The sequence below is a fragment of the Streptomyces sp. NPDC006450 genome (genome assembly GCF_040612195.1).
Classification (GTDB): domain Bacteria; phylum Actinomycetota; class Actinomycetes; order Streptomycetales; family Streptomycetaceae; genus Streptomyces.
Window position 1 is genome coordinate 98,368 of sequence record NZ_JBEXPT010000002.1, and the last position, 13,219, is coordinate 111,586.

Genomic DNA, 13,219 nt, shown 5'->3' on the forward strand with positions numbered 1-13,219 from the left:
TGTCCGGCAGATCGTACGACGCCCGGTCGGGCCGCGGGGCACCCGTCTGCGAGACTGCCCGCGTGAGCACAACCCGGAGCACCGCGGCTGGAAAGGTCCTCAAGGTCCTCTCCGCCTTCGATCGCGAACACCCGTCGCAGACCCTCTCGCAGATCGCCCAGCGCACGGGCATGGCCTTGAGCACCACGCACCGCGTGGTCGCGGAGCTGGCGGAATGGGGAGCGCTGGAGCGGGGGGAGGACGGCGCGTGGCACGTCGGACTGAGGCTCTGGGAGATCACCTCGGGATGCCCCCGCACCCAGATCCTGCGCGATGCGGCCCTGCCGTTCATGCAGGACCTCTACGAGGCGACTCACGAGAACATCCAACTCGCGGTGCGCGAGGGCACTGAGCTCGTGTTCGTGGAACGGATCACCGGACACCGGTCGGTCCAGCTGCTGACGACGGTCGGGACCCGGTTCCCCGTCGTCTCCACCGGGATGGGCCGGGTGCTGCTCGCGCACGCACCACGTGACATCCAGGAGGAGGTCCTCGAAGCGCCGCTGCGCGCCTGGACCCCGCACACCGTCACCGACCCGAAGACGCTGCGCGCGCAACTGGACCGCATCCGCCGCGAGCAGGTCTTCATCAGCGACCGGCAGCTCTCGCAGGGCACGGTCGCGGTGGCGGCGCCCGTACGGATCGGCCGGACCGGGCCCGTCAGCGCCGCCTTGGGGATCGTCGTCGCGGCGAGCGGCACGAGCGGCACGAGCGGCACGAGCAACGTGCGCGGGCTGCGCGAGCCCCTTCTGCGGGCCGTCCACGGGATCTCCGACGAGCTCGGCCGACGGGCCCACGCGACGGTCTGAGCTTCGAGCGGGCTTCCGCCTGACGGAAACACCGGCGACCGGCGGTGGCTCCGGGTGCCAACGTTCGGGGTGTTCGGAACGTTCGCAGTTGCTCAGGAGATGACATGGCCGACGCCACCGTCGACACCGTTGCCTCGGTTCCCGTCGCCATCGTCGGCGGTGGTCCGGCCGGCTTGATGCTGGCCCACCGGCTCGGGCGCGCGGGGATCGGGACGATCGTGATCGACACCCGCTCCCGGCGCGAGATCGAAACCACGCAGCGGGCCGGCATCCTCGAAGCCGACGCGGCCCGGGACCTGGTCGAAACCGGCGTCTGCGACCGGGTTCTGCGCGAGGGCCACGAGCACGAGGGCGTCGAGATCCGGTTCGCCGGCCGCCCGCACCGCATCGACTTCAAGGAGCTGGTGGGACGGTCGGTGTGGCTGTACCCGCAGACCGACGTGTTCACCGACCTGGCCGATGCCCGGGACCGCGACGGCGGCACGGTGCACTTCGGCGTCAAGGACACCGAGGTCCTCGACATCACGACCGGCGCCCCCCGGGTCCGCTACACGGCGCCCGACGGGTCCCGCCACGAGATCCGGGCCCGGTACGTGGTCGGTGCCGACGGGTCGCGCAGCATGTGCCGCCATCTCGTGCCCGAGGACCGCAGGGTGCGCTACGGCAAGGAGTACCCCTTCGCCTGGTTCGGCATCATGGCCGAGGCGCCGACGAGCGCGCCCGAGCTGGTCTACGCCCACTCCGAGCACGGGTTCGCGCTGATCAGCCAGCGCACCGAGACCGTTCAGCGGATGTACTTCCAGTGCGACCCCGACGAGTCCGTCGACGCCTGGCAGGACGACCGCATCTGGGAGACGCTCCAGGCCCGGGTGGCCGGTGAGGACGGGTTCCGCCTCCAAGAGGGGCCGATCCTCGAGAAGACGGTGCTGCGGTTCCGCTCGTTCGTGCAGGAGCCGATGCGCTGGGGCTCGATGGTGCTCGCGGGCGATGCCGCGCACACGGTGCCGCCGACCGGCGCACGAGGGCTCAACCTCGCGCTGCACGACGTGAAGGTGCTGGCCGATGTCCTGGTGCGGGCCCTCGGCGGCGCGGGTGAGGGCGCGCTGGACGAGTACCAGCCGCGCGCCCTGCAGCGGGTCTGGCGGGCACAGAACTTCTCCTCCTGGATGACCCAGTTGCTGCACACCGCGCCCGGCGGCACGCCGTTCGACCTGCGGCGCCAGCTCGGCGAGCTCGACAACGTGGTGGGCACCCGGGCCGGGCGCGCCTATCTCGCCGAGCAGTACACCGGCTGGCCCGCCGGCTCCCGGGCCTGACCCCGACGACCAGCAGGAGAGAACACATGATCATCGACTGTCACGGTCACTTCACCACCGCGCCGCCGCAGTTGGCGCGGTGGCGGGACCGGCAGGTGGCCGCGATCGGCGCCGCCGGACAGGCGCCCGATCCCGGCGACCTGGTCATCACCGACGAGGACCTGCGTCACGCGATCGAGTCCAACCAGCTCCGGTTCATGGACGAACGCGGCAGCGACCTGACGATCTTCTCCCCGCGCGCCAGCTTCATGGCCCACCACATCGGCGACTTCGAGGTCTCCTCGGTGTGGGCGCGGATCTGCAACGACCTGATCCACCGGGTCTGCACGCTCTACCCCGACCGCTTCGCCATGGGCGCCATGCTGCCGCAGTCGCCGGGCGTCGACCCCGCGACCTGCCTGCCCGAACTGCGCCGCGCGGTCGAGGAACTCGGCGCGGTGGCGGTCAACCTCAACCCCGACCCGTCGGGCGGCAAGTGGACCGCGCCGCCGCTGACCGACCGCAGCTGGTACCCGGTGTACGAGGCGATGGCCGCGTACGACATACCCGCCATGATCCACGTCAGCACCTCGTGCAACCCGGCGTTCCACACCACCGGCGCCCACTACCTCAACGCCGACACCACGGCGTTCATGCAGCTCGTCCAGGGCGATCTGTTCGCCGACTTCCCGACGCTGCGCTTCGTGATCCCGCACGGCGGCGGCGCGGTGCCCTACCACTGGGGCCGCTTCCGCGGCCTGGCGATGGCGCTGGGCCGGCCGGACCCCGAGACGCTGCTGGACAACGTCTTCTTCGACACCTGCGTCTACCACCAGCCCGGCATCGACCTGCTCACGCAGGTGATGCCCAGCCGCTCCGTCCTGTTCGCCAGCGAGATGATCGGCGCGGTCCGCGACATCGACCCCCGCACCGGTCACCACTTCGACGACACGAAGCGGTACGTCGAGGCCACCGCGCACCTCTCCGACGGGGAACGCGCCGCCGTCTACAGCGGCAACGCCCTGCGCGTGTACCCCCGGCTCGCCGCCCGCCTCGCCGCGGCCGGCCACTGAATCCCAGGAGAAGAAGCATGGAACACACCGAGTTGGGTGTCGTCCACACATCGATCACCCGCGCCGATCCCCAGGCCGTCGCCGCACTGTCGGCCTTCGGAGTCGCGACGATCCACGAGGCCATGGGCCGGGTGGGCCTCATGCGCCCCTACCTGCGCCCCGTCTACCCCACGGCCCGCATGTGCGGGACCGCGGTGACCGTGCTGCTGCAGCCCGGTGACAACTGGATGTTCCACGTCGCCGCCGAGCAGATCCGCGAAGGCGACGTCGTGGTCGCGGCCTGCACGACCGAGAGCGAGGACGGCTTCTTCGGCGACCTGCTCGCCACCTCCTTCCGCTCCCGGGGATGCCGAGGCCTCGTCATCGACGGCGGTGTCCGCGACGTGGCCGACCTGGAGGAGATGGACTTCCCGGTCTTCTCCCGGGCGATCAACGCCAAGGGCACGGTCAAGGCCACGCTCGGGTCCGTCAACGTGCCGGTGGTCTGCGCCAACGCCCTGGTAAGGCCCGGCGATGTCGTCGTGGCGGACCGCGACGGCGTCGTGGTGGTGCCGCGCGAGCGGGCCGCCGAGGTCGCCGAGGCCTCGGCCCGGCGCGAGGCCGCCGAGGAGGGCAAGCGCGCGCGGTTCCGTGCGGGCGAGCTCGGCCTGGACCTGTACGGCATGCGCGGCCCGCTGGCCGGGCTCGGGCTGCGCTACGAGGACTGAGGAGGACCGAGGATGACGACCCATCGCAAGACCCCCGGCTGGCTGGACTGGTACGCCGCTCCGAGCCGGCCGCGGTTCCAGGTGCCCGAGGGCGCAGTCGACGCGCACTGCCACGTCTTCGGCCCGGGGGAGCGGTTCCCGTTCGCCCCGGAGCGGAAGTACACCCCCGGCGACGCGTCCAAGGAGCAGCTCTCCGAGTTGCGCGACCACCTGGGCTTCGCCCGCAACGTGGTGGTCCAGGCGACCTGTCACGGCGCGGACAACAGCGCGATGACCGACGCCCTGCGCGCCTCGGGAGGCCTGGCCCGGGGGGTCGCGACGGTGCGGCCCGACATCTTGGACGCGCAGGTGCGGGAACTGCACGAGGCCGGCGTCCGCGGCGTACGGTTCAACTTCGTCAAGCGGCTCGTCGACGCGGCGCCACGGCAGGACCTGTGGGACGTCGTGGAGCGCATCGCACCCTACGGATGGCACGTCGTCGTCTACTTCGAGGCGGCCGACCTCGCCGACCTGCGCGACTTCTTCCTCTCCATCCCGGTACCGCTGGTCATCGACCACATGGGCCGGCCGGATGTCACCAAGGACCCGCACGGCCCGGAGTTCGAGGCGTTCTTGAACTTCATGCGGGCGCGGCCGGACATCTGGTGCAAGGTGACCTGCCCGGAGCGCCTGTCGGTGAGCGGCCCGCCCGCCCTCGACGGGGAGCAGCAGGCCTACCGCGACGTCGTCCCGTTCGCCCGGCGCGTGGTCGAGGAGTTCCCCGACCGGGTGCTGTGGGGCACCGACTGGCCGCACCCGAACCTCACCGGCCACATGCCCGACGACGGTCTGCTCGTCGACTTCGTCCCGCACATCGCGCCGACGCCGCAGCTCCAGCGGGGGCTGCTCGTCGACAACCCGATGCGGCTGTACTGGCCGGACGCCGACCGACCCACCGCCTGATCGGAGGCAGACCATGTCACTGGACAAGACCTACAAGCTCGTTCCGGGTACGACCATCTTCGACACGGAGCAGTCCGCGCGGGGGTACCAGCTCAACCAGTTCTGCATGTCGCTGATGACGGCGGAGAACCGTGAGCTCTACCTCGCCGACGAGCGCGCCTACCTGGACGCGTGGCCCCTGCGGGAGGAGCAGAAGCAGGCGCTGCTCGACCGCGACCTCAACGCGGCGATGCACGAGGGCGGGAACATCTACTTCCTGGCCAAGTGGGGCGCGACGCTGGGGCTGTCGTTCCAGCAGATGGCGGGCTCGATGACCGGCATGACCGAGCAGGAGTACCGCTCCATGATGGTCGGCGGAGGCCGGCCGGTCGAGGGCAACCGGATCGACCACGCCGTCCTCGACTCGGCGTACGCCGACGCGGCGGCGCCGGCCGAGCACGCCACGATCACCGGCGCGGTCTTCACCTCGCACGTACCGGCGATCGGCGCGGCGATGGACCACCAGAAGACCGGCGAGCCCTACTGGAGGCCGGTCTTCGAGGGCTACGAGTTCTCCAAGCAGTGGCAGAAGGAGAACCTTCCCGACGTGATCTTCCTGGTCTACAACGACCACGCCTCCACGTTCGACCTGTCGCTGATACCGACCTTCGCGCTGGGCACCGGAGCGGCGTACGCCACCGCCGACGAGGGCTACGGCCCCCGCCCGGTCCCGGGCATCGAGGGCGACCCCGACCTGGCCGCGCACCTCGCGCACTCGCTCATCAGGGACGACTTCGACCTCACGCTGGTCAACGAGATGACGGTCGACCACGGCCTGACGGTCCCGCTGTCGCTGATGTTCGGGGACGTCGAGAAGTGGCCGTGCAAGGTGATCCCGTTCCACGTGAACGTGGTGCAGTACCCCGTGCCCTCGGGCGCCAGGTGCTTCGAACTCGGCCGGGCGCTGCGCAGGGCGATCGAGTCCTACGACCGGCCGCTCAAGGTGCAGGTGTGGGGTACCGGCGGCATGAGCCACCAGTTGCAGGGCCCGCGTGCGGGCCTCATCAACCGGGAGTGGGACAACGCCTTCCTCGACCGGCTGATCGCGGACCCGGTCGGGCTGTCGCAGGTGCCGCACCTGGAGTACGTGGAGGAGGCGGGCTCGGAGGGCATCGAGCTGGTCATGTGGCTGATAGCCCGCGGGGCGTTGAGCGACCTCGACGGGTCCGGGGACATCGAGCTCAAGCACCGCTTCTACCATGTGCCGGCGTCCAACACCGCCGTCGGCCACCTGATTGTGGAGAACCACCCGCGGGCCCAGGAGCCCGCCGCGAAGGAGTTGCCGTGACCGACGACAGGACCATCCGGATCGCCCTGGCCGGAGGCGGTGCCTTCGGAGCCAAGCACGCGGCCGCGCTCAGGCGGATCGACGGCGTCGAGGTGGCCGCCGTCGTGAGCAGCAGCTTCGAAAGCGCCCGGAAGTTCGCCGCGGAGCAGGGAATCGGCCGCGGCGTCGCGACCTTGGAGGAGGTGCTGGCGATGGACGACATCGACGCCGTCATCCTCGCCACGCCCACCCCCCTGCACGCCGAGCAGACGCTGGCCTGCCTCGAAGCGGGCAAGCACGTCCAGGTCGAGATCCCGCTGGCGGATTCCCTGGGGGACGCCGAGGCGTGCCTGGAGGCGCAGCAGCGCACCGGACTGGTGGCGATGGTGGGGCACACCCGGCGCTTCAACCCGAGCCACCAGTGGGTACGGCGCCGGGTCCAGGCCGGCGACTACGCCATCCAGCAGATGGACGTGCAGACCTACTTCTTCCGCCGCACCAACCTCAACGCCCTGGGCCGGCCGCGCTCCTGGACCGACCACCTGCTGTGGCACCACGCCGCACACACCGTCGACCTGTTCGCCCACCAGACCGGCTCGCCGATCGTGCAGGCCAACGCGCTCCAGGGCCCGGTCCACCCCGAGCTCGGCATCGCGATGGACATGTCGATCCAGCTCCGCGCGGAGAACGGCGCGCTGTGCACCCTGTCGCTGTCCTTCAACAACGACGGGCCGCTCGGCACGTTCTTCCGCTACATCGGCGACACCGGCACCTACGTCGCGCGCTACGACGACCTGGCCACCGGCAAGGACGAGCCGATCGACGTGAGCGGGGTCGACGTCTCGATGGACGGCATCGAACTGCAGGACCGCGAGTTCGTCGCCGCCATCCGCGAGGGCCGCGAGCCGAACTCCTCGATCGCCCAGGTGATGGCCTGCTACCGGACACTGGCTGCTCTGGAGGCGCAGCTCGCCACCCTCCAGGCCCCCTGACCGGGGCGCCGCGGGACGCACGTCCGGAAAGCCCCGGGGGGAGCTGACCGGACGTGCGCGCGGTCGTAGCCTCCGGTCATCGCCCTTGACCCGGAAATGCGGGCAGGGAGGCCGGCGCCGACCGCGCGATACCGCTCGGAGTCCGTGCAGGTCGAGCGTCGCCATCAGCTTCCGCGCACGCAGGCCAGGACCGCCTCCGTCCTCAGCCCGAGACGGCCTCGGCCCAGCCGCGGTTGACGGTCTCTCTCGCCTTCTCCGTCTGCGCCTCCGTCGGAAACGTCGGGGTGCCCTCGACCGTCGGCAGTTTCTCCGCGGCGGCCTTGTCGAGCGTGCCGTCCTTCTTCATCGCTTCCATGAGGACGGGGCGTGCGTAGGCGCCGAGTCGGAGGTTCTGGCCCTCCGGGCTGAAGACGTACTCCTGCCACAGACGTGCCGCCGCCGGGTGCGGGGCGTCCTTGTTCACTCCGTGCGCGTAGTACTCGGCGAAGCCGCCGTCGAAGGGGATGGCGGTCCGCCAGTCGACATCCGCGCCCTTCTCACGGAATTCGTCGGCGTATCCGAGGTTGAGGAAGTCCCAGTCGATGCTGATCGGGGTCTGGCCGTTCGCGATCGTCGCCGGAGTGGATTCGACCGGGATGAAGTTCCCGTTCTTGCTGAGCTCGGCGAAGAAGTCGATACCGGGCTGGATGTCGTCGAAGGACCCCCCGTTCGCCAGGGCCGCCGCATAGACTCCGGCGAAGGCGGAGCCGGACTTGGTGGGGTCGCCGTTGAGCGTGACCTGGCCCTTGTACTCGGGCTTGCGCAGGTCCGCGAAGGTCGCTGGGCAGGTCTTGACGCGCTGGGCGTCACAGCCGATCGAGACGTAGCCTCCGTAGTTGTTGTACCAGCGGGCCCGCGGGTCCTTCTGTTCTTCGGGGATCTGGTCGTACGCGGCGACCTCGTACGGCGCGAGCAGGCCCTGCCGGGCCGCGGACTGCGCGAACGAGCCCCCCACGTCGATCACGTCGGGGGCGCGGCCCTCGCCCCTGTGCTCCTTCAGGGCGTTGACCTCGTCCTGGCTGGTCCCCTCCGGGTTCTCCGTCGTGACCTTGATCCCGTATTTCTGCTCGAAGCCGTCGATCAATGCGCCGTAGCCGGCCCAGTCCCTCGGGAGCGCGATCGTGTTCAGCGTGCCCTCCTTCCTGGCCGCTGCGGTCAGTGCCGCCATGCCGCCGGCGTCCACCGCCGAGGTGGCCACCGCGGGTGCTCTCGGTGGGGCGGGAGGCTCGTCGCTGCAGCCACCGAGGGGCGCCGCCGCGAGGGCCAGGCAGGCGGCGACGGAGACTGTCCGGACACGAGGTGCGGGCACGAAGGCTCCATAACGGGCGGTCGCGTACTGGTCGAGGCCAGCGTACGTTCGGCGGCCCCGGCGGCGCAGTCCCAGACGGTGGTGTCCGCCGTCTTCCCTTCGGCTGCCCTACCGGCGCGCTCTCAGACCCCCTCGTCGTCCCACCCGGCCAGGAGAGCCTCGCCCAGATCCACCCCGGGAGGGGCGGCCCCGCCGTGGAGGGCCTGCTCACTCCAGATGATCTTTCCGCGGGCGGTGTAGCGGGTGCCCCAGCGCTCGGCGAACTGCGCGACGAGGAACAGGCCGCGGCCGCCCTCGTCGGTAGCCTCGGCCCGGCGTAGGTGCGGGGAGGTGCTGGACCCGTCGGAGACCTCGCAGACCAGGCTGCGGTCGTACAGCAGCCTCACCCTGATGGGCTCGGTGCCGTAGCGGATGGCATTGGTGATCAGCTCGCTGAGGATGAGTTCCGTGGTGAAGGCTATGTCCTCCAGGCCCCAGTCCGACAGCCGGCGGGCGCAGGCGTTGCGCACCGGGGACACCGCCGCCGGGTCGGGGGGCACGTCCCACTCGGCGATCCGCGCGGGATCCAGTCGGCGGGTGCGGGCCACCAGCAGTGCGACGTCGTCGCTGGGCCTGGTGGGCAGCATCGCGTTGATCACCACGGTGCAGGTTTCCTCGGGGGTACGGGCGGGCCCCGCCAGGGCGGCGCGCAGCGCTGCGAGGCCCGCGTCCGGATCGCGGTCGCGGCTCTCGATCAGCCCGTCGGTGAAGAGTGCCAGCCGGGAGCCTTCGGGCAGTGTGATCGTCATGGTTTCCACGGGCAGGCCCGCGCCCAGGCCCAGCGGCGGGGAGACCGGCACCTCGGGGAAGGATACGGTCCCGTCGGGGCCGACCAGGGCGGGGCCCGGATGCCCGGCGGTGGCGGCGGTCACCTGCCCCGAGACGGGATCGTAGATGGCGCACAGGCAGGTGGCTCCGGTGATGCCTTGCCACTCCTGTTCGTCGGTGTCGATGTGGGCGACCAGCTCGTCCAGGTGGCTCAGGAGTTCGTCCGGGGGCAGGTCGAGGGTGGAGAAGTTGTACACGGCGGTGCGCAGGCGGCCCATGGTGGCGGCGGCGTGCAGACCGTGGCCGACGACGTCGCCGACGACCAGGGCCACCCGGGTGCCGGGCAGCGGGATGACGTCGAACCAGTCACCGCCCACCCCGGCCTGGGCGGCCAGATAGCGGTGCGCGACCTCGACGGCGGACTGCTCCGGTACGCCCCGGGGCAGCAGGCTGCGCTGCAGGGTGACGGCCATGGTGTGCTCGCGGGTGTAGCGGCGGGCGTTGTCGACGGACAGTGCCGCCCTGGCGGTCAGCTCCTCGGCGAAGGACACGTCCTCCTCGTCGAACGGCGGGGAGTCCTCCCCCCGCCAATAGCCGGCCATCCCCAGTACCACGCCCCTTGCCCGCAGGGGCACGACGATCAGGGAGTGGATGCCGCGGTCCAGGATCTGCAGGGCGTTGGCCTGGTCCTGGGACCGCCAGCGGTGGGTGGCGCGCAGGTCCGCCTCCAGGACCGCATGGCCGCCGGCCAGCCCGGCGGCCATGGGACCGGTGGGAGCGAACCGGATCAGCTCGCCGACGGCGGAGAGCGGGTGGTCGCCCTGCAGGCCGGCGATGGCGGTGCGGCGCATCTCGGTGTTCGCTTCGGGTGGCTCCTCGCCGCGCAGCACCGGGTCCAGCAGGTCGACGGTGACCACGTCGGCGAACCGCGGCACCGCCACCTCCGCCAGTTCCTCCGCGGTGCGCTCCACGTTCAACGTCGTTCCGACCTGCACCCCCGCGTCGTAGAGCAGCTTCAGCCGCTCGCGGGCCACCTCGGCCCTGCCGGTGAGTGCCCGCAGCTCGGTGGTGTCCCGCAGCGTGACGACGGTGCCCGCCTGCCCGTAGGGGGTGGTGGGCCGGATGTTCACCGCCAGCAGCCGATCGGCCGACATGTGCAGCTCGTCGGTTGCGGAACGGCCCGATGCGATCGGCTCGGCGATCGCTTCCTCCAGACCCAGGTCCGTGACGGGGCGCCCCTCCGCGTCCATGGGCAGGTCCAGCAGCCGGCGCGCCTCGTCGTTGGCGAGCAGCAGCCGTCCGTCGCCGCCGACGATCAATACGCCCTCTCGCACCGCGTGCAGGACCGCGTCGTGGTGCTCGTACATCCTCGTCATCTCGGCCGGGCCCAAGCCGTGGGTCCGGCGCAGCAGCCGGCGGCTCACCAGGGCCGTCCCGACCGCTGACAGGGAGAGCACCGCGGCGGCGCTGCCGAGGACGACCGGCAGCTGCCGGTTGACCATGGTCTGGACGTTCTGGATGGTGACCGGGGAGGAGACGACGGCGATGACGGTGCCGCGGGAGTCCTTGACGGGCACCACGGAGACCACGGACCGCCCCAAGGACCCTTCGAACGTCTCGGTGAAGGACTTGCCGGCCGCAGCCCCGGCGAAGGGGCCGACGACGCGTTTCCCGAGCTGCTGCGGGTCGCTGTGGGCGACGGTGACCCCGCCGAGCGTGTACACGTTGATGCCGTCGACGCCGGCGATGTCACTGGCCGCCTGGGCGCTCGGCTGCAGCACGGCGCTGGGATGGGGGCTGCGTAGCGCGGCGACGATTCCCGGAGATGCCGCGAACGTTCCGGCGGCGGCGAGTGTGCGGTGCCGGGCGTCCAGCATGGCGTCGCGTCGGGCCTGCACCACGAGGGCCACCACCGCGGCGGCCACGAGAAGCACCACGACGGCCAGCTGCAGGAGGAACACCTCCCCAGCCATGCTGCGCACGCTCAGCAAGGAGGACAGACGGTGCGGCGGCGCCATTGCCATCGGGGGCCGGACGGGCTGCTCCTGATGGTGTCCTGAGCGGGGACGCGGAGGAGGAGAGGAAGACCGCGTGGCGGAGCGGAGCAGCCAACGCCGGAAGGGTCCCGGGACGTTGCTCATAATCCATTCTCTAACCTCTGCGGGCCATCGCCAGCGGGGGGCGACGATTGCCGAGCGGCAGCGATCCCGAGACCGCTTCTGTCCCGCAGAGCGAGCCGACGGTCATCACTCAGGGTGACCATCGGTGTGAGGCTCCGGGAAGTTCACCGCAACCACCACGACCCCCGGCACCAACGGCCCCACCTCTCAGGAGTGGGGCGAGGACCGCGACGGCGACACCGCGACGATCGCCGAGACCGTCACCGTCCCCCACGCGTGCACCCTGGACAGCAGCCGGATCGTCTCGGCCAACGGCAGCGCGGCCGGCGAACCCCTACCCTACGAGGCGCAGCTCACCAAGACCGCGAACACGTTCACCGTGCGCGACACCGTGAGCTGCGAGGGCGACAAGTCCCGGCTGACCTTGGTCAAGCGCGTGATCAACCAGCACGGCGGAACCGCGGCACCCGGGGACTGGATCCCGACCGCCACCGGCCCCGAGAACCTCTCCGGCACCAGCGGCAGCGCGGCCGTCACCAACGTGACGGTGCCCCCCGGCACCTACACCCTCGGCGAAACCGGCGGCCCCGAGGGCTACCGGCCGACCGGCTGCAATTGCGAGGACTCCGTCACGCTTAGTAGTCTCGACCCTGGAACGTCTTCGACGACTCGCGCGACTCCGCCGAGCGGTCATCGCAGTGAAACCCCCTCGCCATCGGCGCCTGTTCAAGGGAACACTGCGGCCATGGAGTTCCTCTGCTACCACCGCGACCGCAACGGCTCCCTGCCGCTGCGCTACGAACTGAACGACGCGCACTTGTCCTACATGGACGGATTCGCGAAGGAGATGATCGCCCGAGGGCCGACCTTCGCGGACGACGGCGACACCCTCACCGGCAGCGTGCACATCCTCAACCTGCCCGATCCCGCTGCCGCCCGCGCGTTCGCCTTCGACGAGCCGAACTACCAGGCCGGCGCCTACCGAGACGTACTCGTGCGACGGTGGCGCAACACACTGGGGCGCACCATGTGGGACTTCCCCGGCAGCCGGACCGGAGGCAACCGGTACCTGGTGCTCGGACTCGGCACAGGGCAGGCCGCCGACCTCGCGCTGCCGCCCGAGCAGAACGAGCTGATCGCCTACGGACCGCTGCTGTCCGACGACGAGACTCTCTGGCTGGGCACCGCAGCGTTGCTCCGGGCCCCAGACCCGGACACCGCACGCGCCATCCTCACACACGACCTGTACGCCGACATCGAGGTGCACAACTGGGAGTTCGGCGGGCGGCCGTCATGAACGAGGGCGCCCACCGGTGCCATCGCCGGGACGGGGATTACCGCCCGGATACCGCGCCTGCGCAGGTGCTTACGGATTGCGCGCGATGAGTACGCCTTGTCGGCAAGGACCATGTCTGGCCTGGTTCGGGGCCGCCCACGTCGGTGCGGGACGCGTAGCTGGTCCAAGTCAGCCAGATGGATCTCTGTCGTCCTTCGGCGCGGGTGAAGCGGGCGCGTGAAGTGCTGGCACGATCGCCGTCGCGGGGCAGGTGCCAATCTCCCGGCTGTGGCACGCGGCCCCGGCGTTCCCGACGATCAGCGAGATCTGGCTGCGGCTGCTGGAGACGTACAGGGGTTAGGCGCCGCCTCCGCGTGCGGGCGTCCGCCGTCCCCGTGTCCGCGGGGTGGGTTCCGGCCATTGCCGCCCCGCCGTGCTTGCCGGGACGGACGGCCCGCGGGCCGTGCCCGGGTGTGCGGCGGCCCTCTTCCCCTTGTGGTGCGGA

At 71.0% G+C, this 13,219-nt stretch carries 10 protein-coding genes and 2 pseudogenes; 9 read left to right on the plus strand and 3 right to left on the minus strand.

What is annotated here, in order from left to right:
* Positions 1 to 62: 62 nt before the first annotated feature.
* The 7 genes from ABZY57_RS01440 (at position 63) to ABZY57_RS01470 (ending at position 7,163) form a co-directional block, all read left to right on the plus strand.
* A complete protein-coding gene (locus tag ABZY57_RS01440) occupies positions 63 to 848 on the plus strand; it encodes an IclR family transcriptional regulator (protein ID WP_356506988.1) in 786 nt (261 codons plus the stop codon).
* 104 nt (positions 849 to 952) lie between these two features.
* Positions 953 to 2,164: a 4-hydroxybenzoate 3-monooxygenase gene (locus ABZY57_RS01445; RefSeq protein ID WP_356506990.1), complete on the plus strand. Its 1,212-nt coding sequence runs from the start codon at positions 953 to 955 to the stop codon at positions 2,162 to 2,164.
* A 26-nt stretch (positions 2,165 to 2,190) separates the two neighbouring features.
* Entirely contained in the window at positions 2,191 to 3,216 is a 1,026-nt protein-coding gene (locus tag ABZY57_RS01450; RefSeq protein WP_356506992.1) for an amidohydrolase family protein, read from the plus strand.
* 17 nt (positions 3,217 to 3,233) lie between these two features.
* Entirely contained in the window at positions 3,234 to 3,923 is a 690-nt protein-coding gene (gene ligK, locus ABZY57_RS01455; RefSeq protein WP_356506994.1) for a 4-carboxy-4-hydroxy-2-oxoadipate aldolase/oxaloacetate decarboxylase, read from the plus strand.
* Positions 3,924 to 3,935: 12 nt separating this feature from the next.
* Positions 3,936 to 4,865, plus strand: a complete 930-nt coding sequence (locus ABZY57_RS01460; protein ID WP_356506996.1) for an amidohydrolase family protein — start codon at positions 3,936 to 3,938, stop codon at positions 4,863 to 4,865.
* Positions 4,866 to 4,878: 13 nt separating this feature from the next.
* Entirely contained in the window at positions 4,879 to 6,192 is a 1,314-nt protein-coding gene (gene ligA / locus ABZY57_RS01465) for a protocatechuate 4,5-dioxygenase subunit alpha (protein ID WP_356506998.1), read from the plus strand.
* On the plus strand, positions 6,189 to 7,163 hold the full coding sequence (locus ABZY57_RS01470; protein ID WP_356507000.1) for a Gfo/Idh/MocA family oxidoreductase: 975 nt from the start codon (positions 6,189 to 6,191) through the stop codon (positions 7,161 to 7,163). Before ligA ends, ABZY57_RS01470 begins: the two co-directional genes overlap by 4 nt.
* Positions 7,164 to 7,365: 202 nt before the next feature.
* On the opposite strand, the gene ABZY57_RS01475 is transcribed toward ABZY57_RS01470, so the two are convergent.
* Both ABZY57_RS01475 and ABZY57_RS01480 read right to left on the minus strand, forming a co-directional pair.
* Complete coding sequence (locus tag ABZY57_RS01475; RefSeq protein WP_356507002.1) at positions 7,366 to 8,511, minus strand: extracellular solute-binding protein; 1,146 nt, start codon at positions 8,509 to 8,511, stop codon at positions 7,366 to 7,368.
* A gap of 122 nt (positions 8,512 to 8,633) precedes the next feature.
* Positions 8,634 to 11,336 (minus strand): SpoIIE family protein phosphatase, encoded by a 2,703-nt coding sequence (locus ABZY57_RS01480; RefSeq protein WP_356507004.1) that lies wholly within the window; start codon positions 11,334 to 11,336, stop codon positions 8,634 to 8,636.
* A gap of 493 nt (positions 11,337 to 11,829) precedes the next feature.
* Here ABZY57_RS01480 and ABZY57_RS01485 point away from each other — a divergent pair.
* Both ABZY57_RS01485 and ABZY57_RS01490 read left to right on the plus strand, forming a co-directional pair.
* Positions 11,830 to 12,057, plus strand: a pseudogene (locus ABZY57_RS01485) (hypothetical protein); the annotation flags it as partial.
* Between the two features lie 126 nt (positions 12,058 to 12,183).
* Entirely contained in the window at positions 12,184 to 12,735 is a 552-nt protein-coding gene (locus ABZY57_RS01490; protein WP_356507148.1) for a YciI family protein, read from the plus strand.
* Positions 12,736 to 12,767: 32 nt separating this feature from the next.
* On the opposite strand, the pseudogene ABZY57_RS01495 reads toward ABZY57_RS01490, so the two are convergent.
* A pseudogene (locus ABZY57_RS01495) lies at positions 12,768 to 12,890 on the minus strand (IS5/IS1182 family transposase); the annotation flags it as partial.
* Positions 12,891 to 13,219 lie beyond the last annotated feature (329 nt).